Annotated in this window: 17 protein-coding genes and 1 pseudogene; 8 read left to right on the top strand and 10 right to left on the bottom strand. The window is 69.5% G+C overall.

Annotation, left to right across the window (positions count from 1 at the left end; translation table 11 throughout):
• Positions 1 to 78 precede the first annotated feature (78 nt).
• Together clpB and ACFYRY_RS29610 are read right to left on the bottom strand one after the other, a co-directional pair.
• Complete coding sequence (gene clpB, locus ACFYRY_RS29615; RefSeq protein ID WP_389152146.1) at positions 79 to 2,676, bottom strand: ATP-dependent chaperone ClpB; 2,598 nt, start codon at positions 2,674 to 2,676, stop codon at positions 79 to 81.
• 327 nt (positions 2,677 to 3,003) lie between these two features.
• Positions 3,004 to 3,300: a (2Fe-2S)-binding protein gene (locus ACFYRY_RS29610; protein WP_389152970.1), complete on the bottom strand. Its 297-nt coding sequence runs from the start codon at positions 3,298 to 3,300 to the stop codon at positions 3,004 to 3,006.
• Between the two features lie 405 nt (positions 3,301 to 3,705).
• Here ACFYRY_RS29610 and ACFYRY_RS29605 point away from each other — a divergent pair, with 405 nt between their 5' ends.
• Positions 3,706 to 4,650, top strand: coding sequence for a helix-turn-helix transcriptional regulator (locus ACFYRY_RS29605; protein WP_389152144.1), 945 nt, complete (start codon positions 3,706 to 3,708; stop codon positions 4,648 to 4,650).
• Here ACFYRY_RS29605 and ACFYRY_RS29600 read toward each other — a convergent pair.
• Positions 4,613 to 5,650 (bottom strand): LuxR C-terminal-related transcriptional regulator, encoded by a 1,038-nt coding sequence (locus ACFYRY_RS29600; RefSeq protein WP_389152142.1) that lies wholly within the window; start codon positions 5,648 to 5,650, stop codon positions 4,613 to 4,615. The two genes, ACFYRY_RS29605 and ACFYRY_RS29600, sit on opposite strands and share 38 nt — an antisense overlap.
• A gap of 291 nt (positions 5,651 to 5,941) precedes the next feature.
• Here ACFYRY_RS29600 and ACFYRY_RS29595 point away from each other — a divergent pair, with 291 nt between their 5' ends.
• The 4 genes from ACFYRY_RS29595 (at position 5,942) to ACFYRY_RS29580 (ending at position 9,947) form a co-directional block, all read left to right on the top strand.
• Positions 5,942 to 7,486 carry a circularly permuted type 2 ATP-grasp protein gene (locus ACFYRY_RS29595; protein ID WP_389152139.1) on the top strand — a complete coding sequence of 515 codons (1,545 nt, stop codon included), beginning with the start codon at positions 5,942 to 5,944 and terminating at the stop codon, positions 7,484 to 7,486.
• A complete protein-coding gene (locus tag ACFYRY_RS29590; protein ID WP_389152137.1) occupies positions 7,483 to 8,418 on the top strand; it encodes an alpha-E domain-containing protein in 936 nt (311 codons plus the stop codon). The genes ACFYRY_RS29595 and ACFYRY_RS29590 overlap by 4 nt, the downstream gene beginning before the upstream one ends.
• A gap of 1 nt (position 8,419) precedes the next feature.
• A complete protein-coding gene (locus ACFYRY_RS29585) occupies positions 8,420 to 9,262 on the top strand; it encodes a transglutaminase domain-containing protein (RefSeq protein WP_389152134.1) in 843 nt (280 codons plus the stop codon).
• Positions 9,263 to 9,377: 115 nt separating this feature from the next.
• Positions 9,378 to 9,947 (top strand): TetR/AcrR family transcriptional regulator, encoded by a 570-nt coding sequence (locus ACFYRY_RS29580; protein WP_389152131.1) that lies wholly within the window; start codon positions 9,378 to 9,380, stop codon positions 9,945 to 9,947.
• Between the two features lie 36 nt (positions 9,948 to 9,983).
• Here ACFYRY_RS29580 and ACFYRY_RS29575 read toward each other — a convergent pair whose 3' ends face one another.
• Positions 9,984 to 11,090: a sugar ABC transporter substrate-binding protein gene (locus tag ACFYRY_RS29575; protein ID WP_389152967.1), complete on the bottom strand. Its 1,107-nt coding sequence runs from the start codon at positions 11,088 to 11,090 to the stop codon at positions 9,984 to 9,986.
• 270 nt (positions 11,091 to 11,360) lie between these two features.
• On the opposite strand from ACFYRY_RS29575, the pseudogene ACFYRY_RS29570 reads away from it, so the two are divergent.
• Both ACFYRY_RS29570 and ACFYRY_RS29565 read left to right on the top strand, forming a co-directional pair.
• Positions 11,361 to 13,782: pseudogene (locus ACFYRY_RS29570) on the top strand (PA14 domain-containing protein).
• 627 nt (positions 13,783 to 14,409) lie between these two features.
• Positions 14,410 to 14,784 (top strand): hypothetical protein, encoded by a 375-nt coding sequence (locus ACFYRY_RS29565; RefSeq protein WP_389152129.1) that lies wholly within the window; start codon positions 14,410 to 14,412, stop codon positions 14,782 to 14,784.
• 54 nt (positions 14,785 to 14,838) lie between these two features.
• Here ACFYRY_RS29565 and ACFYRY_RS29560 read toward each other — a convergent pair whose 3' ends face one another.
• From ACFYRY_RS29560 to ACFYRY_RS29540, 5 genes are all read right to left on the bottom strand, one after another.
• Positions 14,839 to 15,291 (bottom strand): heat shock protein transcriptional repressor HspR, encoded by a 453-nt coding sequence (locus tag ACFYRY_RS29560; protein ID WP_389152126.1) that lies wholly within the window; start codon positions 15,289 to 15,291, stop codon positions 14,839 to 14,841.
• Positions 15,292 to 15,296: 5 nt separating this feature from the next.
• The gene (gene dnaJ, locus ACFYRY_RS29555) at positions 15,297 to 16,478 is read right to left on the bottom strand and encodes a molecular chaperone DnaJ (protein WP_389152123.1); all 1,182 of its coding nucleotides are present in this window, start codon (positions 16,476 to 16,478) and stop codon (positions 15,297 to 15,299) included.
• A gap of 42 nt (positions 16,479 to 16,520) precedes the next feature.
• A complete protein-coding gene (grpE, locus tag ACFYRY_RS29550) occupies positions 16,521 to 17,180 on the bottom strand; it encodes a nucleotide exchange factor GrpE (protein WP_389152120.1) in 660 nt (219 codons plus the stop codon).
• Positions 17,177 to 19,042 (bottom strand): molecular chaperone DnaK, encoded by a 1,866-nt coding sequence (gene dnaK, locus ACFYRY_RS29545; RefSeq protein ID WP_389152117.1) that lies wholly within the window; start codon positions 19,040 to 19,042, stop codon positions 17,177 to 17,179. Before dnaK ends, grpE begins: the two co-directional genes overlap by 4 nt.
• Before the next feature lie 95 nt (positions 19,043 to 19,137).
• Positions 19,138 to 20,157: an MraY family glycosyltransferase gene (locus ACFYRY_RS29540; protein WP_389152114.1), complete on the bottom strand. Its 1,020-nt coding sequence runs from the start codon at positions 20,155 to 20,157 to the stop codon at positions 19,138 to 19,140.
• Between the two features lie 265 nt (positions 20,158 to 20,422).
• Here ACFYRY_RS29540 and ACFYRY_RS29535 point away from each other — a divergent pair, with 265 nt between their 5' ends.
• Complete coding sequence (locus ACFYRY_RS29535) at positions 20,423 to 22,720, top strand: heterodisulfide reductase-related iron-sulfur binding cluster (protein ID WP_389152112.1); 2,298 nt, start codon at positions 20,423 to 20,425, stop codon at positions 22,718 to 22,720.
• Positions 22,721 to 22,817: 97 nt separating this feature from the next.
• On the opposite strand, the gene ACFYRY_RS29530 is transcribed toward ACFYRY_RS29535, so the two are convergent.
• Positions 22,818 to 23,864, bottom strand: a complete 1,047-nt coding sequence (locus ACFYRY_RS29530) for a hypothetical protein (protein ID WP_389152109.1) — start codon at positions 23,862 to 23,864, stop codon at positions 22,818 to 22,820.
• Positions 23,865 to 24,090: the final 226 nt, after the last annotated feature.

Below are 24,090 nucleotides of genomic sequence, written 5' to 3'. Positions count from 1 at the left end.
GGGGGGTGGCAAGCCCCGACGGGGCCTGTCAGCCCTCGGCTGACAGGATCCGGTCGGTGCGGACGTACCGCGGACGTACTACAGAGTCTTCCCCGTTACCGGGCCCACGATCAGTCCCTCCCCGAAGGCGTCCACCCGGACCGTGTCGCCGTCCTTGATCTCGCCGGAGAGGATCTCCTTGGCGAGGCGGTCGCCGATGGCGGTCTGGACCAGGCGGCGCAGCGGTCGGGCGCCGTAGGCCGGGTCGTTGCCCTCGTCGGCGAGCCAGGTGAGGGCCTCGTCGGTGATCTCCAGGGACAGGCGGCGTTCGGCGAGTCGCCGGGCCAGACGGTCGACCTGGAGGCGGGCGATCCGGCTCAGCTCGTCCTTGGTGAGCGCCGAGAAGACGACCAGGTCGTCGAGCCGGTTGAGGAACTCCGGCTTGAAAGAGGCGCGGACCACCTCCAGCACCTGTTCCTTCTTCTCCTGCTCGCTGGTGAGCGGGTCCACCAGGAAATGGCTGCCCAGGTTGGACGTCAGCACCAGGATGGTGTTGCGGAAGTCGACCGTGCGGCCCTGGCCGTCCGTCAGGCGTCCGTCGTCCAGCACCTGGAGGAGGATGTCGAAGACCTCCGGGTGGGCCTTCTCCACCTCGTCAAGGAGCACCACGCTGTACGGGCGGCGGCGCACCGCCTCGGTCAGCTGGCCGCCCTCCTCGTAGCCGATGTAGCCGGGCGGGGCGCCGACCAGGCGGGCCACGGAGTGCTTCTCGCCGTACTCCGACATGTCGATGCGGATCATCGCCCGCTCGTCGTCGAAGAGGAAGTCGGCGAGCGCCTTGGCGAGTTCGGTCTTGCCGACGCCGGTGGGGCCCAGGAAGAGGAACGAGCCGGTCGGGCGGTCCGGGTCGGCGATGCCGGCGCGGGTGCGGCGGACGGCGTCGGACACGGCCCGCACGGCCTCGCCCTGGCCGATCAGGCGCCTCCCCAGCTCCTCCTCCATCCGCAGCAACTTCTGCGTCTCGCCCTCCAGGAGGCGGCCGGCCGGGATGCCGGTCCAGGCGGCGACGGTGTCGGCGATGTCGTCGGCGCCGACCTCGTCCTTGACCATGGTGTCCCTGGCGGCCTCCTCCTCGGCCTCCGAGGCGGCCTCCAGGTCCCGCTCCAGGGCCGGGATCTCGCCGTAGAGCAGCTTGGAGGCGGTGTCGAAGTCGCCGTCGCGCTGGGCGCGTTCGGCCTGGCCGCGCAGCTCGTCCAGCTTCTCCTTCAGGGCACCGACCCGGTTGAGGGACTGCTTCTCCTTGTCCCAGCGGGCGGTGAGGCCGCGCAGCTCCTCCTCCTTGTCGGCGAGGTCGCGGCGCAGCTTGTCCAGACGGTCGCGGGAGGCGGGGTCGGTCTCCTTGCTGAGGGCCAGCTCCTCCATCTTCAACCGGTCGACGGCCCGCTGGAGTTCGTCGATCTCGACGGGCGAGGAGTCGATCTCCATGCGCAGGCGGGAGGCCGCCTCGTCGACCAGGTCGATGGCCTTGTCGGGGAGGAAGCGGGAGGTGATGTACCGGTCGGAGAGGGTGGCCGCGGCGACCAGCGCGCTGTCCGCGATCTGCACCTTGTGGTGGGCCTCGTAGCGGCCCTTGAGACCGCGCAGGATGGCGATGGTGTCCTCGACGGTCGGCTCGGCGACCAGCACCTGCTGGAAGCGCCGCTCCAGCGCCGGGTCCTTCTCGATCCGCTCGCGGTACTCGTCGAGGGTCGTCGCGCCGACCATGCGCAGCTCACCGCGGGCCAGCATCGGCTTGAGCATGTTGCCCGCGTCCATGGCGGAGTCCCCGCCGGCGCCCGCGCCGACCACGGTGTGCAGCTCGTCGATGAAGGTGATGATCTGCCCGTCGGAGTCCTTGATCTCCGCGAGGACGGTCTTCAGCCGCTCCTCGAACTCGCCCCGGTACTTCGCCCCGGCGACCATCGCGCCCAGGTCCAGCGCGACCAGCCGCTTGTCCTTGAGGGACTCGGGCACGTCGCCCTTCACGATCCGCTGGGCCAGCCCCTCGACCACGGCGGTCTTGCCGACGCCGGGCTCGCCGATGAGCACCGGGTTGTTCTTGGTGCGGCGGGACAGCACCTGCACGACCCGCCGGATCTCCTGGTCCCGCCCGATGACGGGGTCGAGCTTGCCCTCGCGGGCGGCGGCGGTGAAATCCGTCCCGAACTTCTCCAGGGCCTTGTACTGGCCCTCGGGGTCTGCTGTGGTCACCCGGCGTCCTCCCCTTGCTTTCCGGAAGGCCTCCAGCAGCTTCTTCGCCGTGGCGCCCTGACCGGAGAGTACGTCGCCGGCCGCGCCGCCCTTCGCGGCGATGCCGATGAGCAGGTGCTCGGTGGAGAGGTACTCGTCCCCGAGCTCGGTGGCCCGCTCATTGGCGTCCGCGATCACCGCGAGCAGCTCACGGTTGGGCTGCGGGGGCGCGACGGTGGACCCGGTCACGCTGGGCAGGCCGGCCAGCACCCGCTCGACACCGGAGCGTACGGCTACCTGGTCGGCGTCGACCGCGGCGAGCAGGTCGGTGATGTTCTCGTTCTCCTGGCCCTGGAGCAGGGCCAGCAGCAGATGGGCGGGGGTGAGGTCCGGGTGCCCGTCGGACAGGGCTCGGTTTCCGGCCGCGTTGATCGCGTCCCGGCTCCGGTTGGTCAGCTCGGCGTCCACGTTCGCGTTCTCCTCCTGGCGTCATACCCGTGCCGGACTCAGCTCGCCGGCTCAGCTTGCTGACTCAGGTAGCGTACACAAACTTGAGTCTATTCCACTCAAGGCACGGGGAGGGCGAGATCCGCCCAGGAGGCGGGTACCCCAGAAGGAAAGCGCACGAGCGGTCGGTAAGAACGCGTCGGCGATCGGCCGGTTCCAGCCACTACGGGGTTCGGTCCAGATCACGAAATATCCCGTAAAACTGCAGCGGCGTCACCGTGTTCAGGTCACGGTGACGCCGCTGCGGGGGGAAGTACCTGAGCGATCTGTTACGACGGGGGAATCGCGTCAGGCACTGCGGGGGGTGGCTGAAATGGTTTGCAGGTCGGGTACGTCCGGCTCCGCCAGACGGTGATCCCGCTGATCCAGGTTCACAAAGATCATTCCGTACCGGATGGCACACCGGACGGGCTGTGGCGCGCCACGGGGCTTGCGCAGGCACCGGTACGCCCGTACGTCCTCGTCGTCGTCCCGCGTCACGACGACCGGCTCACCGAACACGGTCACCATCAACGAGTCACCGGCGTGGGGGATCGCGGTGGCCAGGTCGATGAAGTGCCAGCCCGAGCGGTAGGCGGTCGCCATCTCGCGGCGGAAGGAGCGGTCGTCCGGTGGAGTGGTCACGTCAGCTCCCGGCTTCTTCTGCCACAGAACCCGCCTCACTGGTGGCACCCGGGACATCGGCGTTCACGGCCACCGACGGCCAGCTGCTGTTCGCCCGAACGTCGTCCTTCCCACCGGTCGCACCAGCCAGTGCTCCTAGGGCCACAACGGCGGAGAAGGCGGCGACAAGTACCGAGCGAAGCATTTTATTACGCATAGTCGGCTTCGTCCTCACTTGAAAGTCCCCTTATCCCCCGTCGAGTACGACGATGGCTCATTCGGGCACGTCATGGCCACACAATCGATGCATCATGTTCCTGCACGTTCAGGACCCTGGGGGGTGGAGATTTGGCAACGAATCGCACTAAAGGCACACATCCCCATGCGATGACGGAGTTGTGCGAGGAAGGCGGTCGCCTTTACGCCACCGCTCTGCGCGTCGGCCGCATCGCCCGTGCCGACGCCGAAGCCGCCCCGTGCCTCATGGAGTTCGCCCTCCTGCACCCCGATCCGGACGACCCCGAACTCCTGCGTCCGGTGCCCCCGGCGGTGGCGCTGGCGCAGCGACTCAACCCCCTGGAACGCGAGATCAGCGAGCGCCGGCGCCGCTCCGTCCAACTCTCCGACACCTTCGAGCCGTTCATGGCGCTGAGCACGCAGGTGACGACGACGAGCGACTCCCTCACGGTCCTGGAGGGCGGCGACCGGATCAACGCGGCGCTCAACATGGCCACGGCCCAGTGCCAGTCGGAGATGCTCACGGTCCAGCCCAGCGACCGCATGTCCGAGGCCAGCCTGCTGCAGGGGATGGAACGCGACCGGCCGCTGATCGAGCGGGGCGTGCGGATCCGCACGCTGTACCAGCACACGGCCCGCTACAGCCAGGAGAAGCTGGCGTACGCCTCCCACCTCGCCGACGGCAAGGCGGAGTACCGCACCATCGACGAGCTGGTGGAACGCCTGATCATCTGCGACGAGACCGTCGCCTTCATCCCCACCAGGGACGACCAGCAGGTCGCCCTGGAGCTTCGTCACCCCGGCCTGGTGCGTTACCTGATCAAGGTCTTCGCGTACCTGTGGGACCGTGCCGTCCCGCTGAGCACCGGGGCGCCCTACGAGACCGCTCCCGACGGCATCACGGAGATCCAGCACTCCATCGCCAAGCTTCTCGTCGAAGGCCACGTCGACGAGGCGATCGCCCGCCGCCTCGGCATGAACGTGCGCACCTGCCGCGCCCACATCGCCAAACTCGCCAGCGCTCTGGGCAGCGGCAGCCGCGCCCAACTCGGCTACCTCATCGCCCAGTCCGGGATCCTTGATCGGGAAGAGTGACACGGGTCGCCTCCGGCTGCGGCGGCCCGTCGAGGCCCACCTGGGCGATCCGGACGCCGAGTTGGGTGCGGCTGGCCGCGCCCAGGGTCTCCGACAGCCGCGCGATGTGGGCCCGGCAGGTGCGGACGCTTATCCCCAGCCGTTCCGCTATCACCGCGTCCTGGTGGCCCTCCGCCAGCAGGGCCGCGATGGACTGCTCACGGTGCGAGATCCCCTCGATGCCGGTGTCGGGCAGCGGGGCGGTGAGCGGGATCGCCAGGCGCCAGAGGCGTTCGAAGACGGTGCCCAGATAGCCGACGAGGGCCGGGTGACGTAGTTCCAGGGCCAGCGTGCGGTCCGCGTTCGCCGGGATGAAGGCGACGGTGCGGTCGAACAGGATGAGGCGTTCGATCACCTCGTCCAGGCTGCGCGCCTGGACCGCGCCGCCCATCAACTCCAGGTAGGTGAGCAGGCCCTGACCGTGCCGGGCCACGTGGGTGTACAGGTCGCGCATGCGCACGCCCCGGGCGCGCAGGGCCAGCGCCCGGTGCAGGCCCTCCGTCAGCTCGTGCTCCGGGCGGATGCCGCCGGGCTGCACGCTGAGGACCTCGTTCGTGCACGCCTCGGTCGCCTCGTCCATCGCGGCCTGGATGCGGGACAGTCCGTCCAGGACCCGGATCGCGCTGCCCTCGGCGGCTGCCGCCTGCGGTCGCCGGCCGCCGAGCCCGGCGTACCACTCGAAGGCCGCGACCGCCGAACCCACCCGCCGCTGGCTCGTGCTGACCTCGTCGTACAGCCCGCGCAGCAGGCGTGTCATGACCTCCTGCGGCGCGGTCGGCACCAGCCAGTCCATGTCGTCGGGGTCCGGGTGCAGCAGGGCGAGGTCCAGCAGACAGGGCACCGGTTCCGCGTCGCGGCGCGGCACCCGGCCCCGCCGTACGGCCCGGGAGTACAAGCGGTCGCCGGCCTCGCACAGTCGGTCGGCGCCGTGTGGATGCTGCTCCGCCGCGTGCCCGGTCATCGCCCCGTTCACCCCCCGGTTCCAGCGTCTTCCGCAGCGCAACTATGCGCGGACCGGTCCGGCTCCGCAACACGGCTCTCCGCGCCACGGGCGCCGAAAAGTGGCTGTTCGACCCGTTATTCCCGGGCCCTCGACGGGCTCGCCGCAACCGGCTGACGGTGGTCCCACGCACCCGTGCAAAGCCCGAGGAACCCGTCCGTACGGGCACCCTCGGACCCACGCGTTCCGCACGTGAACTGCCGGAAACGAAGCAGTGATCAGCGTGTTACCCACCGCGCTTAGCGTCTGGTCATGGCGGACATATTTGACGCATACGCGCTGGCCGACGCGTGGGACGAGATGTTCGAGCGGCCGGGTGAGGTCAGGGCCGCCTATGAGCCGGTGCTGGCGGCGCTGCAACCGATCGAACCGAGTGAGCTGCGTTTCCGGGCGGACCAGATGGCCCGGGCGTTCACCGACCGGGGCGTGACGTACGCCTTCGCGGGCGAGGAACGGCCATGGCCACTGGACCTGGTGCCCAGGATCCTCGACGCCCTGGAGTGGGATCTCATCCAACGCGGGGTGAGCCAGAGAGTCAGGGCCCTGGAGGCCTACCTCGCCGACGCCTACGGTCCCGCCCGCGCCTTCGAGGACGGTGTCGTGCCCTGGCGGCTGCTCCTCAGCTCCCCCCACTTCCACCGCGCGGCCCACGGCGTCGAGCCTCCCGGAGGGGTACGCATCCATGTCGCCGGCATCGATCTCGTACGGGACGAGGCCGGGGACTTCAGGGTGCTGGAGGACAACGTGCGGGTGCCCAGCGGGGTCTCGTACGTCATCGAGAACCGCCGGGCGATGACCCGGATCTTCCCCTCCCTCTTCGCCGAGCAGCACGTCCTGCCGGTCGACGGCTACTGCCACCGGCTGCTCGCCGCCCTGCGCGCCGCCGCGCCCGACGGCATCCGGGATCCGCGCGTCGTGGTCCTGACCCCCGGTCCGAACAACGCCGCCTACTTCGAGCACGCCCTGCTCGCCCGGCTGATGGGCGTGCAACTGGTCGAGGGGCACGACCTGGTCTGCCGGGGCAACCGGGTATGGATGCGGACCACGCGGGGGGAGGTACCCGTCCATGTCGTATACCGGCGTCTCGACGACGACTTCCTCGACCCGCTGCACTGCCGCCCGGATTCGGTGATCGGCTGCCCCGGCATCATGGGCGCGTCCCTGGCGGGCAATGTCACCCTGGCCAACGCGGTCGGCAACGGCATCGCCGACGACAAGCTGTTGTACACGTACGTCCCGGACCTGATCCGCTACTACCTCTCCGAGGAACCGGTTCTCCCCAACGTGGAGTCCTTCCGGCCCGACGAACCGGGCCAGTTGGAAGCGGTCCTCGACCAGATCGACCAGCTGGTCATCAAGCCCGTCGACGGTGCCGGCGGCCAGGGCATCGTCATCGGGCCGAAGGCCGACCGCGAGACGCTGGAGCGCACCCGCGAGGCCGTCATCGCCGACCCGCGCGGCTTCATCGCCCAGCGCCCGGTCGCCCTGTCCACCTCGCCCACCCTCGCGGGTGAACACATGGCGCCTCGCCACATCGACCTGCGGCCCTTCGCCGTCAACGACGGCAACGACGTCTGGGTGCTGCCCGGCGGCCTCACCCGGGTCGCCCTCCAGGAGGGCAACCTGATCGTCAACTCCAGCCAGGGCGGCGGCTCCAAGGACACCTGGGTGCTCGCCGAAGGTCCCGCCGCGCGGCCTGTTCCGGTCAGCGCCGGCTCGCTGCCCGCCGTGGCCCCCCGCCAGCTCGGACCCGACGGCACCCCCACCGTCGTACAGGAAGGGGCGCAACAACAGTGAGCGACGACGTGATCCTCTCCCGGATAGCCGAGGCCCTGACCTGGACCGGCCGGTATGTCGAGCGGGCCGACAACACCGGCCGCATCCTCGACGCCTATCTGCACCGCATGCTGGAGGACCCCTGGCGCGACGAGGACATGGCCTGCCGGTCGTTGTACGCGATCCTCGGCGTCGACGCGGGCGACGAGCGCGTCCACATGCAGCGGGTGCTGGACCAACTGGCCTTCGACGCCCTGTCCACCTGTTCCATCGAGGGCGGGCTGGGCGCCGCCCGGCTCAACGCCCGCAGCGCCCGTGAGGCGATCTCCTCGGAGATGTGGGAGTGCCTCAACTCCACCTGGCACGCCCTCGCCGACCAGCGTATGGCGGCCCGCCGTACAGGCCCCTACGGCTATCTCGAACTCGTACGCAGCCGGGCCGCCCTCTTCTTCGGACTCGCGGACTCCACCATGAGCCGGGACGACAGTTGGCGTTTCGTCGTCCTGGGCCGCAGCCTGGAGCGGGTGGACATGACCGTGCGGCTGCTGTCGGTGCGGGTCCTGGACGCCGCCCACGCTCCCGACTGGCCGACGCTGCTCAGCGCGTCCGGCGCCGACGAGGCGTACGCCCGTGTGTACGGCGGTTTCGGCGACAGCCCGCGAGTGGCCGAATTCCTGCTGCTGGACCGCGACTTCCCGCGCTCGGCACTGCACGCGCTGACCACCGCCGAGGAGTGCCTGTCCGCCCTCGGCCGCCCTCGCCAGGACCCGGCGCGCCGCCCGATCGGCCGGATGCGCACCCGTCTGGAGTATCTCGACTCGCAGGCCCTTCAGGACCAGCTGCCGAGCCTCCTGCGGGATCTGCAGCAGTCCTGCATGACCTCCGCCGACGGAGTGGCCGAGCGGTTCTTCCCCTACCGGGGGCCCGTCGAGTGGGCCCAGGAAGGAGCCTGAGATGGCTCGTCGTCTCCGCATCCGGCATGTCACCCGGGTCTCCTACGCCCAGGCCGCAGTCTCCTCCCACAACGAGGTCCGCATGACCCCGCTGACCCTGCCGGGGCAGACCACGCTGGACTCCCGGGTCGCCATCAGCCCGACGGCCACCACCTGGTCGTACTGGGACTACTGGGGCACCCAGGTCACCGGCTTCGACCTGATGGACCCACACGCCGACCTCACGATCACCGCCTCCAGCCTGGTGGAGACCAGCGCTCCGAACCCGCTCCCTCGGGCACCCGACTGGCCGGAAATCGCCGAACACACCTCCCGTTCCCGGCTGCTGGAGTTCGCGGGCGACACCCCCCGTACGAAGCTCTCCGCCGAGTTGCTGGAGCAGGCGAGAGAGGCGGCGGCCCGCCTCGACCCGCACGAGACCGCCGCCGTCGTGTCGTCCCTGGTCGCCGACCGGGTCTCCTATCTTCCCGGCTCGACCGGCGTGACCACGTCCGCCGCCGAGGCGTGGGAGCAGGGCGCGGGCGTCTGCCAGGACATCGCCCATGTCACTCTCGCCCTGCTGCGGGGACTGGGCCTGCCGACGCGGTACGTCTCCGGTTACCTCCACCCCGAGCGGGAGGCGGAACTGCACCGGCCGGTCGCCGGGCAGAGTCACGCCTGGGTTGAGTACTGGGCGGGCGACTGGTGCGGCTACGACCCGACCAACCGCACCCGCCCCGACGAGTCCCACGTGGTCGTGGGCCGGGGCCGCGACTACGACGACGTCACCCCGCACAAGGGCATCTACCGAGGCGTGGCCGGCGGGCCTCCGGAGGTGACGGTGGAGTTCACGCGGGTGGCCTGAAGCCGTTCTCCGTCCGCGCTTCGTCGTTCACCTTTCGCCTATCGCGATCTCCTCCCCTGTTGCCTAAAGTCTCTAGGGAGATACACAATCGCTTCCCGCAAACAGGAGGAAGCTTATGGCGCGCGTGGGGCTGACCCCCGAGCGGCTGACCCGGGCGGGGGCCGAGCTGGCCGACGAGGTCGGGTTCGAGCAGGTGACCGTCTCGGAGCTGGCACGACGGTTCGAGGTCAAGGTCGCGAGCCTGTACTCGCATGTCCGCAACTCCGACGACCTGAAGACGCGGATCGCGCTGCTCGCCCTGGAGGAGCTCGCCGACCGGGGCGCCGCCGCACTCGCCGGACGGGCCAGCAGGGACGCGCTGACCGCGCTGGCGGACGTCTACCGCGACTACGCCCGCGAGCACCCCGGCCGTTACGCGGCGGCCCAGTACCGGCTCTCCCCCGAGGCGGCCGCCGCGAGCGCGGGCGGACGGCACAACGCGATGACGCGGGCCATCCTGCGCGGCTACGACCTCACCGAACCGGACCAGACCCACGCGGTCCGGCTCCTCGGCAGCGTCTTCCACGGTTACGTCAGCCTGGAACTGGCGGGTGGTTTCAGCCACAGCGCCCCGGACAGTCAGGAGAGCTGGACGCGGATCCTGGACGCCCTCGACAGCCTGCTGCGGAACTGGCCCCCGTCCTGACCCCGCTCCACACCGCCTGGGGCTGTGCCCGTGCGGCTACTCCAGCCCGACGGCGGCGCAGGCGCTCTGGAACTTGCCGGCGCAGATCTCGGACACCTTGTAGAAGCCGTCCTGGACCAGCGTGCTCTTGATGTTGCCCTTCGTCAGGGCGACCACGGGGACCAGCTGCGCGGGGATGTCCTTCTCGGTGGGGCTGTCGACCCGGTCCGAGGCGAGGGCGTCGAACTCGATGTCCTTGCCCTGGATCTTCGCCACCGCCATCTCCGCGGCGAACTCGGCCTCCTGCGGGTACGACTTGTACACGCTCATGTACTGGTCGCCCGTCAGGATCCGCTGCACGGCGGGCAGTTCGGCGTCCTGCCCGGTGATCGGCGGCAGCTTGGTCACGCCCGCGGCCTTCAGGGCGTCGATGATCCCGCCGGCCATGCCGTCGTTGGCGGAGTAGACGGCGGCGATGTTGCCCGCGCCGATCGCGTCGATCGCCTTCTCCATGTTGGCCTTGGCGTTCTCCGGCTTCCAGTCCACGGTGTCGTACGACTTGGCGACCGTCACCTTGCCCCCCAGCTGGGAGAGCGCGCCCGCCTTGAACTGCTTGGCGTTCGGGTCGGTGGACGAGCCGTTCATCATGACGATCTTGTCCGAGGTGTCCCGGCGCGAGCCCAGGGCGTCGATGACGGAGCGGCCCTGCACCTCGCCGACCAGCTCGTTGTCGAAGGAGATGTACGCGTCGATCGGACCCTCGGTGAGCCGGTCGTAGGCGATGACGGGGATGCCCTCGTCCTTCGCCTTCTTCACACCGTCGGCGATGGCGTGCGAGTCGACGGCGTCCAGCACGATCACGTCGACCTTGTCGTCGATCATCCGCTGCAGCTGCTCGGTCTGCCGTCTCGCGCTCGCGTCGGCGTTGGCGTAGTCGACCTTGCCCTGCTTCCTGGTGAGTTCGGCGACCTTGGCCTCGAAGAACGGGTGGTCGAACTTCTCGTACCGGGTGTTCGCCTTCTCCGGCAGCAACAGGCCCACCGTGATGTCGTTCCCCTTGGTGGGGCTGGCCTCGGTACTGCTCCCGGCTACTCCCAGCGCCCCGCAGGCGGACAGGGAGAGCGTGAGGGAACCTGCGGCCACTGCTATGCCGCTACGACGCATACGGGTGTTCACTGCGCTTGCCTTCCGAACGAGGGTGCTGTCGCGACCCAGGTGAAGAAAGCCAACGCGGCCTTCACAGAGTCGTCAAGAAGCAATCACTTATCGAGATGGCAACGTTAATACGTGGGGTTCCTGTGAAGGCGTGGGGGACCCTGGGCGACCTTGAGGTACGAGCGCGGCCAAAAAAGTCACGTACAACCAATCTCCACCATCGTCAGTCCTGATCATCAACGCTCTGCCTGCCGTTGCTGATCAGGACTGAAGGACCGAATGACCCCAGTCAGACGCACGACCGCCGCGACCTCGGCCGCCGTCGTGCTCGCCACCGCGGGCGGCCTGCTCACCGCCGTCGCCACGCCCGCGTCCGCCGCCACGACCTGCGCCTCCCCCGTGTTCAAGCGGCAGTTCTTCGCGAACACCAGCTTCTCCGGCACACCCAAGAAGACCGACTGCGACAGCGCGATCGACCAGAACTGGGGCACCGGCGCCCCCGCCTCCGGCCTGCCGCGCGACAACTTCGGCGTCCGCTGGAGCGTGACCCGCGACTTCGGCTCCGGCGGACCCTTCGCCTTCACCGCCGCGGTCCAGGACGGCATCCGCGTCTACGTCGACGGCGTCCGCAAGGTCGACGCGTGGAAGAACGTCTCGACGACCGTGAAGAAGACCGCCAACGTCACCATCCCCTCCGGCAGCCACACCCTCCGCGTCGACTTCGCCAACTGGACCGGGGCGGCCAGCGTCAAGTTCGGCTACACGCCGCGCACTTCGGCGTCCGTCGACAAGGTCAAGCCACTCGCCCCGACGGCAGCCACGGTCACGTACGACAAGGCCACCGGGAAGGCGAAGGTCACCTGGGCGAAGAACAAGGAGATGGACCTCGCCGGGTACCGCCTCTACCGGCGCCTGAAGGGCACGGCCTTCCCCGCCAAGGCGCTCGGGACCACCACCTCCACGTCGTACACCGACGCGAGTGTGCCGCAGACCGGCAAGACGTACTACTACGAGGTCCGCGCCCACGACACGGCGGGCAACGAGTCGGCGGGCAGCGCCGACCAGCCCGTCACCACCGTCGACCGGACACCGCCGGCCGCCCCGTTCGTGGAGTGGGACGCCTGCCCGGTCGACCAGCCCTACGCGGCCCCGCAGCTCATCACCACCGCGGAGAACAAGGCCGACATCTCCTGGTACGAGATGCAGCGACTCGACCCCACCGGGTGGATCACCGTGTACTCCGGTGCGAAGGGCGCGATCTGCGACACCGGGTACCCCGCCGACGGCAGCAAGGTCACCTATCGCGGGCGGGCGCGTGACGCGGCCGGGAACTGGTCGGCGTACTCGGCCGCCACCACGTTCACCACGTCCGACCTGACCCCGCCGCCGCCCGTGGCGGAGGTCGATGTCGCGTACGAGTCGGGCCTTCCGCACCTGACGTGGTCCCCGGTCGCCGGGGCCTCGTCGTACCAGGTCGTCCAGTACGACCCGGCGACCGGGGGGCTACGTCGACGCCCTGCCCGGCAAGGGCACCACCGACCGGACTGATGTCGTACCCCGCCAGCAGGCCGCGGTCGCCGACAGCTACCGGTACGCGGTGCGCTCGGTGGACGCGAAGGGCAACGCCGCCGCCCCGGCGGAGATCACGCTGAAGATGGCCGACCGCCCCGAGGCGATCCCCGCGTTCCAGACCAGCGCGAGCCGGTTCGACGAGGGGGTGATGATCGAGTGGAGCAGCGCCGACCCATGGACCTTCGACGAGGGCCCGCTGCTCACGTACAAGATCGTCCGCACCGACACGGCCACCGGCGAGAGCAGCACGGTGGACAAGTGCAAGCCGAACAGTTCGCTCGAGCTGCCGCTGGAGGACCCCAGGACGTACTGGTCCTGGGCCGGTGACGACGCTCCCGCCTACGCCGGCCGCAAGCAGATCAACGGCGTCTGCTGGGACGTCTCGGGCGCGTCCGAGACGACGTACGAGTACCGGATCATGACCGTCGACCCGTACGGGAACGTGTCGCGGCCCGGCCCGGGCGCCACGGCGACCACACCGGACACCGAGCGTCCGGCCCCGGTCGAGAACCTGACCGCTGAGCGGATCCCGCTGGGTGTCCGCCTGACTTGGACGCCGCCCGCCGACGACGACGTCACCGGTTACCGCGTGTGGCAGGGCGTCACCGACCCGGACAGCGGGGAGACGGTCTGGAAGGACAACTGCTGGAACGGCAGTTCCCTGGCCCGCACCGAGATCCTCTGCCCGACGGTCCCCGACGGAGCCACCCACGTCTACAAGGTGGCCGCCACTGACGGCTCCCCCCTGGTCGACAGGGACGCCGGCCCCGAGGCCTTCCACCCCGCCGAGGTCTCGGTCGCCATGCCCGACACCCGGCCGTCGGGCTGGACGTCGACGGAGGTCCAGGAGGACCAGTACCCGGAGCTGTACGTCCGCTGCGGCGTGACCGTCTTCGACAGACCGTGCGAGGACTACACGGACTACCGCTGGGAGAAGTGGGATCCGGCCGCCGGCTCCTGGGCCCCGTTCGCCACGGGCAAGGTCGACCACCCACAGTTCCACATGGACAGGACGGTGAACGAGGACCGGCTCGGGCTGTACTACTACCGAGCCGTCTACATCGACCCCGCGGGCAACGAGAAGGTCGTCGAGCAGGAGGCCTACGGCATCTGGGACTACTGGCTCTGACCAACCGCCTCAGCCCTGCCTCAGCCCCGCTTCGGGCCCGTGATCCCCTCGCCGATCACGAAGCCCTTGGCGGGGCCTTCGGGCAAAGGCCCCGCCGTCCTCATCCAAACCCTCAGGAGGCGCCCAGCGCCACGCATTCCGCTGCGACCCAGCCATCACGACCATTGAGTCGGACGGTTTTCCAGTAGCTGGACGTGCCACCACACGCCGTGTACTTCTGTCCGACTACGTCGCCTTCTCCGAGGCTCCCACAGGGGAGCTTTCCGCCGGCGGCGATCGTTCCCACGACCGAATATCTGGTTCCGGCTCCGCCTCGCACGTTCAAGGTCTCTCCGGACCGGTTGTGGGCGTAGCAGCTGACCGCGGTCACGGATGCCTTCTCCGCGAAGCCGATCGCAGGTGCGGCGCTGACAGGGCTGACCGCAGCGCCTACCACCCCAAGTGCGGAAAAGGCGACAGCTGCGGCTTTCAGAGGCACACGCATGTATCTTCCCATCTTCATCTGGCTAGCAGCCCAGCCAAACCCAATGGCACCATCACAGCAAGATCATTTTTAGCCATCGCCCCGAGCTGCGCGAGCGACACCCCTCTATCGTCTGCATGTACGGACGCAGCGGAGGGAGTGCCATGCGGGTGCAGGTCAGGGTCGCGGCAGATGACGGTGGTGAGACGCTCACCGATCTGTACCGCTGGTTCCGCGAGGACGGCGACCTCCGAGACCATGCCGAGGTACGGATACGGACACCCCGCCAGACCGGCGGCCAGCTGGGCGTCGTCGAGATCATCGACGTGATTCTCAGCAACGCCATCGGCGGGGGCGGCCTGGCCCTCTCCTACGCCGCGTGGCGCCGGGCGCGCCCCGGGGCGGCCCGGGAGGTGACGTTCACGGTCGACGACGTCGAGGTCACCGTACGAAACGGCGACGACGACTCGGTGAGACGCATCGTGGAGTTGCTCCGCCCACAGGTCGATGAGACACCGGAAGCACCGGGAGACGACTGAGGGGCCCGGAGGTTCAGGTGAACCTCCGGGCCCCTCAAGTCAGTCGACCAGGCGTCAGTCCGACGCCCCCTGGCGCTTCGGGCGCCACACCACCAGCGCGCTGGTCTGCTGGACCTCCTGGTACGGGACCAGGTCGCGGCGGTACGACGCGTGCACCGCCGCCTCGCGCTGCTGCATCGCGGCCGCCGCGCCCTCCAGGGCCCCCTGCAGTTCCGCGACGCGGGACTGCAGGGCGACGACCTGGTTCTCCAGTTCGATGATCCGTTTGATGCCGGCCAGGTTGATGCCCTCGTCCTGCGACAACTGCTGGACGGTACGCAGCAGTTCGATGTCGCGGGCCGAGTAGCGCCGGCCCCGGCCGGGGGTGCGGTCGGGGGAGACCAGGCCGAGACGGTCGTACTGGCGCAGGGTCTGCGGGTGCAGGCCGGAGAGCTGGGCCGCCACCGAGATGACGTAGACCGGGGTTTCCTCGGTCAGTTCATACGGATTGCGTCGACGACCGTCCATCTCACTCATGCTCCCTTCGCGGCCTGGAACAGCTCCGCCCGCGGGTCCTCACCCGCGGTCGCCTCGCGATACGCCTCCAGCGCGTCACGAGCCTTCCCCGTCACGTCCCTCGGAACACTCACCTCGACGGTGACCAGAAGATCGCCGCGGGTGCCGTCCTTACGGACCGCGCCCTTGCCGCGGGCGCGCATGGTGCGGCCGTTGGGTGTGCCCGGCGGCAGCTTCAGCGTCACCGGCGGGCCGCCCAGGGTGGGCACCCTGACCTCGCCGCCGAGGGCCGCCTCCGCGAACGTGACCGGGACGCTCACCGTGAGGTTGTCGCCCTTGCGGCCGAAGACCGGGTGGGCGTCGACGTGCACCGTGACGTACAGGTCGCCGTTCGGGCCGCCCCGTTCGCCGGGTGCTCCCTTGGCGCGCAGGCGGATGCGCTGGCCGTCCAGGACCCCCGCGGGGATGCGGACCTGCATGGTCCGCGACGACTTGGCCCGTCCGCTGCCGTGGCAGATCTCGCAGGGGTCCTCGGAGATCAGGCCGCGGCCCTTGCAGTCCGGGCAGGGGTCCGTCAGCGAGAAACCGCCGCCCGAGCCCCTGGCGACCTGCCCGGTTCCGACGCAGGTCGGGCACACCCGCGGGTTGCCGTTCTTGTCGCCGGTGCCGGAACACGCCTTGCAGGGCTGCTGCGAGGACATCCGCAGCGGGACCGTCGCGCCCTCGATCGCCTCGGTGAAGCTGAGGGTGACCTCGGACTCGATGTCCTGGCCGCGCCGGGGCTGGGTACGCGTCCCCGCGCCCGCGCCGCCCCGGTTGAACAGGCCCCCGAAGACGTCACCGATCCCGCCGCCGAAACCGCCGGCGCTCCCCCCGCCCGGGGCTCCGCCTCCGAAGAGGTCACCCAGGTCGAAGTTGAAGGAGCCGCCCTGGCCGGCCGGCCCCGGACGGTAGCCACCGCTACCGAACAGGGCGCGCGCCTCGTCGTACTCCTTGCGCTTCTTCGGGTCGCCGAGGATGTCGTTCGCCTCGGAGACCTCCTTGAAGCGGTCCTCCGCCTTGGCGTTCCCCTTGTTGGCGTCCGGGTGGAACTCGCGGGCGAGCTTCCGGTAGGCCTTCTTGATCTCGGCCTCGGTGGCGTCCTTGGGGACGCCGAGAACCTTGTAGTAGTCCTTCTCGATGAAGTCCTTGGTGCTCATCCTCGACGCCCCTCCTTCCTACTTGTCCTTCTCGGTTCCAGCTCAGCCCTCGTCCGGGCCACCGGTCTCCTTGTCGTCGGCCGTCTCCGCGGACTCGTCCGCCTTGACGGTCTGCGCCCCGGGCTGAGGTTCGGCGACGGCCACCCGCGCGGGGCGGATGGTGCGTTCGCCGAATCGGTACCCGGGCTGGAGAATCGCCACGCACGTCGTCTCGGTGACGTCCGGCGCGTAGCTGTGCATCAGGGCCTCGTGGATCGTCGGGTCGAAGGGCTCGCCCTCCTTGCCGAACTGCTGCAGGCCCATCTTCGCCGCGACCGACTCCAGCGACTCGGCGACGGACTTGAACCCGCCGAGGAGTTCGCCGTGGTCCCGCGCGCGGCCGATGTCGTCGAGCACGGGCAGAAGCTCGGTCAGGAGGTTCGCGATGGCGATCTCCTTGACCGTGATCCGGTCCCGCTCGACCCGGCGGCGGTAGTTCTGGAACTCGGCCTGGAGCCGCTGGAGGTCGCCGGTGCGCTCGTCGAGCGCCGTGCGTACCTGGTCCAGCTGGGCCGTCAGGCCTGCGATCTGTGCTGCTGCGTCCCCGGCCGGGGCCGCCGCCTCCCCCGAGGAGGGGGCGGCGGCCTGCGGCTCGGCGTCGTCGGGGGTGGCGCCGGAAGGGACGTCAGGCTTCTCGTCGAAGCCCGGGGTCTCCTCCGTCACGCGGCACCGTCCTTGCGCTCGTCGTCCACGATCTCGGCGTCCACGACGTCGTCGTCGGCCTTCGCGTCACCGTCGGCGGCACCCTCGGAGGCGCCACCCGCGGCCTGACCGGCCTGGGCGTCGGCGTACATGGCCTGGCCGAGCTTCTGCGAGACGGCCGCGACCTTCTCGGTGGCGGTACGGATCTCGGCGGTGTTGTCGGCCTCGGCGGACTCGTTCTTGAGCGCGTCCTTCAGCTCGCCGACCGCGGCCTCGACCTCGGTCTTGATCTCGCCCGGGACCTTCTCCTCGTTGTCCTTGAGGAACTTCTCGGTCTGGTAGACGAGCTGCTCGCCCTGGTTGCGGGTCTCGGCGGCCTCGCGGCGGCGGTGGTCCTCCTCCGCGTACTGCTCGGCCTCCTGGCGCATCCGGTCGACCTCGTCCTTCGGCAGCGAGGAGCCGCCGGTGACGGTCATCTTCTGCTCCTTGCCCGTGCCGAGGTCCTTCGCGGTCACGTGCATGATGCCGTTGGCGTCGATGTCGAACGACACCTGGATCTGCGGGACGCCACGCGGCGCCGGCGGCAGACCGGTCAGCTCGAACATGCCGAGCTTCTTGTTGTACGCCGCGATCTCGCGCTCGCCCTGGTAGACCTGGATCTGCACGGACGGCTGGTTGTCCTCGGCCGTGGTGAAGATCTCGGAGCGCTCGGTCGGAATCGTGGTGTTCCGGTCGATGAGCTTGGTCATGATGCCGCCCTTGGTCTCGATACCCAGGGACAGCGGGGTCACGTCGAGGAGCAGGACGTCCTTGACCTCACCCTTGAGGACACCGGCCTGCAGGGCGGCGCCGATGGCGACGACCTCGTCCGGGTTGACGCCCTTGTTGGCCTCCTTGCCGCCGGTCAGCTCCTTGACGAGCTCGGCGACGGCGGGCATCCGGGTGGAGCCACCGACGAGGACGACGTGGTCGATCTCGTTGATGGAGATGCCGGCGTCCTTGATGACGTTGTGGAACGGCGTCTTGCAGCGCTCCAGCAGGTCGGCCGTCAGCTGCTGGAACTGAGCCCGGGTGAGCTTCTCGTCCAGGTGCAGCGGGCCCTCGGCGGACGCGGTGATGTAGGGCAGGTTGATCGAGGTCTCGGTGGACGAGGACAGCTCGATCTTGGCCTTCTCCGCCGCCTCACGCAGACGCTGGAGAGCCATCTTGTCCTTGGCCAGGTCCACGCCGTGGCCCGACTTGAACTGCTGGACCAGGTAGTCGACGACCCGCTGGTCCCAGTCGTCGCCGCCGAGGTGGTTGTCACCGTTGGTGGCCTTCACCTCGACCAGGCCCTCGTCGATGTCGAGCAGCGACACGTCGAAGGTGCCACCGCCGAGGTCGAAGACGAGGATCGTCTGCTCTTCCTTGTCCAGGCCGTACGCCAGCGCGGCCGCGGTGGGCTCGTTGACGATGCGCAGGACGTTGAGACCGGCGATCTCGCCGGCTTCCTTCGTCGCCTGACGCTCGGAGTCGTTGAAGTACGCCGGGACGGTGATGACCGCGTCCGTGACCTTCTCGCCCAGGTACGACTCGGCGTCGCGCTTGAGCTTCTGCAGGATGAACGCGGAGATCTGCTGCGGGTTGAAGGGCTTCCCGTCGAGCTCGATGTTCCAGTCCGTGCCCATGTGGCGCTTCACGGAGCGGATGGTCCGGTCCACGTTCGTGACCGCCTGGCGCTTGGCGACCTCGCCGACGAGCACCTCACCGTTCTTGGCGAAGGCGACGACGGACGGCGTGGTCCTGGCACCCTCGGCGTTGGTGATGACGGTGGGCTCGCCGCCCTCCAGAACGCTGACGACGGAGTTAGTCGTGCCCAGGTCGATGCCGACCGCACGTGCCATGGTGATCTTCCTCCAGCTGACTTGAGTGGAACGGGCTCAAGTGTGCACGACGCCCGGCCTGCGGTCAACAGACCTGAGTCGGGAGGGCTCAACTCTTATCCGTTCCTTACACGCAACTGGGCTCCGACCTGCGCTTTCATCGGGCGGCGCGGCCCGTACGGCCGCACTCGAAGGAGTCCCAGGACGAGCACCAGAACGCCCGCCGCCACCCAGTACACCCCTGACCCGGCAATCCACCCCAGATGCGCGAAGACCGCGACGAGTACCCCGCAGGACGCCCCCACACCGAGCACCACCGTCGCCCCGCAGGAGGTGAGCCCGAGCCGCCGGAGCCGGTGCGCGAGGTGGTCCGGGCCGCTGCGCAGCAGGGGCCGCCCGGCCAGCCGGCGGGAGAGCAGCACGAGGATCACATCGGCGGCCGCGACCGCCGTCAGCGCGAACAACACCCCCGCGCTGGACGCCGGTTCGTACCCGGCGCGGGTGACCACGGCCGCCGACGCGAGCACGAACCCCGCGAACAGCGCCCCGCAGGATCCGAGCCCCGCCCGCGCGGGGGGACGGTTGTGCATCAGGAACCCGGTCAGGGCTGCGGCCAGCACGCTCAGCAGGGCGGCCGGCCCGTCCATCATCTCGGCCGCCGCCAGGGCCCCCACCCCGAAGGCGGTCACCACGGCCACGGTTCCGGCCAGCGCGTCCGCGTGATCGAGCGCCTTGAAGCCGACGGCCACGAACACGATCCAGCCGGCCGCCAACACCCCGCCGACGATGCCGAGTTCGCTGTACGGCACCACCCAGGCCGCCGCCACCGCCGTACCGCCCACCAGCAGCCGGGCCTTGACCCGCCGCACGTCGGCGACCAGCCCGAGCACGGCGACCGCGGCCCCGGCCTCGAGCAGTTCGCGGACCTGGCCGTCGAGCGGCGCGATGCCGGTCCACTCACCGGCGGCCGTGACCAGGCAGGTGGCGAGCGCGACGGCGATCCCGCCGCAGAGCGGAACGGCCCGCTGGCGCCGCCGGTCGACGATCCCGAGCCGCCGGGCCGGGGCCCGGAGCAGAGCGGTGAGCACGACGGCGAGGAGCAGGGCGGTGGTGGCGGCGACGATCCCGTAGAGCACGGAACTAAGTTAGGGGTGAATATACCAATTTGGCATGAATAACACGATCGGATCGCCAGGGATCTTTAAGGTGACCCTCAGCGACACAGATCACCGCACGGCTGACTACAGTGCGACGGAAGATGGGGGTAGTCTCAAACCGACTGGGTAAGTTACCGCTTAGTAATACCCCTTAGTAATGACGAGGACCTCCGAGGACTCCCCTCGAGGACCCCCCTCGAAGAGTCCCCCGCAAGATCCCCTCGCAGGCCCGAGGAGCCCCGAAATGCAACTCGCCGCGATCATCGTGTCGCTGGTGCTGACCGTGGTCGGCGTTGCGCTGCTCGCACGCGCCATCGGCCAGTTCGTCCGGTACTTCAAACTGGGCCAGCCGGTGCCCGCCGGCAGCCGCACCGACGACCCCTACTCGCGCAGTGTGACGCTGGTACGGGAGTTCCTCGGCCACACGCGGATGAACCGCTGGGGCATCGTGGGCTTCGCCCACTGGTTCGTGGCCATCGGCTTCCTGACGCTGCCGCCGACCATCATCACCGCCTACGGCCAGCTCTTCCAGGCCGACTGGACGCTGCCGGTGATCGGCGGCTTCCTGCCGTACGAGCTGTACATCGAGTTCATCGCCGCGATGACCACCCTCGGCATCGTCACGCTGATGGTCATCCGGCTGCTGAACCTGCCCTCCCGCCCCGGACGCAAGTCGCGCTTCGCGGGCTCCAAGATGGGCCAGGCGTACTTCGTCGAGTACGTCATCCTCACCATCGGTCTGGCCATCTACGTCCTGCGCGGCCTCGAGGGCGCGCTGCACCACGTGGACCACTTCGAGGCCGCGTACTTCGCCTCGTACCCGCTGATCCTGGCCTTCAAGGGACTGAGCGTCGCGACGCTGCAGAACCTCGTCTACCTCACCGCCATGATCAAGCTCGGCACCACCATGATCTGGATGATCACGGTCAGCCTGAACACCAACATGGGTGTGGCCTGGCACCGCTTCCTCGCCTTCCCGAACATCTGGTTCAAGCGCGAGGCGAAGGGCGGGACCGCGCTCGGCGGGCTCCAGCCGATGACCTCCGGCGGCGAGCCGATCGACTTCACCGACCCGGGCGACGACGACGTCTTCGGCGTCTCCCAGGTCGAGCAGTTCTCCTGGAAGGGCCTTCTCGACTTCTCCACCTGCACCGAGTGCGGGCGTTGCCAGTCGCAGTGCCCCGCCTGGAACACCGGCAAGCCGCTCTCCCCCAAGCTGCTGATCATGTCCCTGCGGGACCACGCGCACGCCAAGGCGCCCTACCTGCTCGCGGGTGGCGGCAAGACCATGGAGGGCGAGGAGAAGGCCTCCGAGGAGCAGCTCGCCTCGGTGCCCGCGGCAGCGCTGGCCGAGGCCGAGCGCCCGCTGATCGGCACCGTCGAGGAGAACGGCGTCATCGACCCGGACGTCCTGTGGTCCTGCACCACCTGCGGCGCCTGCGTCGAGCAGTGCCCCGTCGACATCGAGCACGTCGACCACATCGTCGACATGCGCCGCTACCAGGTGATGATCGAGAGCGCGTTCCCGTCCGAGGCGGGCACCATGCTCAAGAACCTGGAGAAGAAGGGCAACCCCTGGGGCCTCGCCAAGAAGCAGCGCCTGGAGTGGCTCAAGGAAGTCGACTTCGAGGTGCCGGTCGTCGGCAAGGACATCGAGGACCTGTCCGAGGTCGAGTACCTGTACTGGGTCGGCTGCGCCGGCGCCCTGGAGGACCGCGCCAAGAAGACCACCAAGGCCTTCGCCGAGCTGCTCCACATGGCGGGCGTCAAGTTCGCGATCATGGGCGGCGACGAGAAGTGCACGGGTGACTCGGCGCGGCGGCTGGGCAACGAGCCCCTCTTCCAGGAGCTCGGCATGGAGAACGTCATGGCGCTGAACATGGCGTTCGGCGAGGAGACGGACGACGAGGGCAAGGTCCTGCCCGAGTCGGCGAAGCCCAAGTCCGCGAAGAAGATCGTCGCGACCTGCCCGCACTGCCTCAACACCCTCGGCAACGAGTACCCGCAGCTCGGCGGCGACTACGAGGTCATCCACCACACCCAGCTGCTCCAGCACCTGGTGGACGAGGGCAAGCTGGTCCCGGTCACCCCGGTCGAGGGCATCATCACGTACCACGACCCCTGCTACCTGGGCCGCCACAACAAGATCTACACGCCGCCGCGCGAGATCATCGCGGGCGTCCCGGGCCTGCGCAACGAGGAGATGCACCGCCACAAGGAGCGCGGCTTCTGCTGTGGCGCCGGTGGCGCGCGGATGTGGATGGAGGAGCGGATCGGCAAGCGCATCAACAACGAGCGTGTCGATGAGGCCCTGTCGTTGAACCCCGACATCGTCTCCACCGCCTGCCCGTTCTGCCTGGTCATGCTCACGGACTCCGTGAACGGCAAGAAGAACGAGGGCAAGGCCAAGGAGTCCGTCCAGGTCGTCGACGTGGCCCAGCTCCTGCTTCAGTCCGTCAAGACCCCTGTCTCCGACTCCGACGAGCCCCCGGCGGGCACGTCCGAGTCGGAGAACGAGCCGGAGCCGCAGCCGGTGAAGTAGCCGTAGATCTACGGCCGTTCGGCGCCCCCATGTCCCGTTCTGGGCATGGGGGCGTCGTCGTGTCCCGTCCTGGGCATGGGCGCCGTGTCCGCGACCGTCATCCCAGGCTGCGGACGGACCCGAGGAAGTACGCCAGGAAGACGAGGACGAAGCCGCCCCCGGCGAAGAGCGCTTCCACGAGGTGGGGGTCCTCCCCCAGCAGCAGCGGGCGCCAGCCCAGGAACACGGCGGCGGCCACCGCGGCTCGTACCGTCTGCACCCACGGGGACCAGGCCACCTCCTGGAGGTCGTCGGCGTCCGGCACCAGGCTGAAGACGGGCGCCAGGATCCCCCCGAAGAGCATCAGGACGATGAACGCGACCAGCGCCCCGCTGCCCAGATCGCCGTCCGGGAACGCCTTCCAGCGGCGCTCGGCGATCGCCGGCAGGTCCTGGGTCTCGTTGACGTATCCGCCGAGCCGCTGCGCGGACCGGGCCCACAGGACGTCGACCTCGGCCCCCTCGCGAGGCTTCTCCTCCGTGTACGCGCCCTTCACGGTGAGGCGCGCGGGCCCTCCGGGCACGGAGACGACCAGCCGCGACGAGTACCCCTGCACGGCGTCCTCGTCGTCCACGTCCGCCCGTACCGCCTCCGGCGCCCGCATGACCGTCGCGACACTGACCTCGGCGCCCGCGTCCCGCAGGCCCTCGACCCGGTCGTCCCAGTCCGGGGAGGTCAGAATGCCGACGAAGAACGCGCCCGAGGCGAACGCCACCAGCAGCCAGACGGCACCCGTGCGGAGCTTGGCCCAGACCTCCCAGCCGTGGAAGGAGAGGTCGTGCGGGTCGCCCCAGTCGAGTTCCCAGTCGTCCCAGCGGTCCCAACGACCCCCGCCGTCCCCCTGCTTCTCCTTGCTCAGGGAGACGCCCGGTGAGTCGCCGCCCCGCCGCCGACGCCGCCGGGCCACCCCGACCACCACCCGCGGTACCCACAGCAGCAGCGCCCGCGCCACCGCGCACGCCACCGCGACGGCCCCCCACACCAAGGGCCCCTCCCACGGCTTGGGCGTGGGCGCCACACCGAGCAGCCACGTACACGCGACCGCCGTCGCCACCCACCCCACCAGCCCGCACAGCCGCACGGCCCAGACCAGCACCCAGCGCATGAGTTCCCCCCGTCCCCGTTCCCCGTCCGGGCGTCACACGCGGCCCCTGCCCGACCAGCGCGGACTCCGAACGACCTTTCAAAAAGTTACCGAACTCACGTACAACCCTTACCGATCTCCGCAGGTCTCCTGATCGCCGACCGCCCCGTGCACCCGGCCCGGACCTCTGGAACCGAACACGGACGGCGGACGCTCACCATTGACTGCGGATGCCCCGCCAGGCATC

The organism is Streptomyces sp. NPDC005263 (assembly GCF_042872365.1).
In the GTDB taxonomy this organism is placed as follows: domain Bacteria; phylum Actinomycetota; class Actinomycetes; order Streptomycetales; family Streptomycetaceae; genus Streptomyces.
Note: the sequence above shows the minus strand (reverse complement) of the source record. Positions and strands in the feature narration are given on the sequence as shown.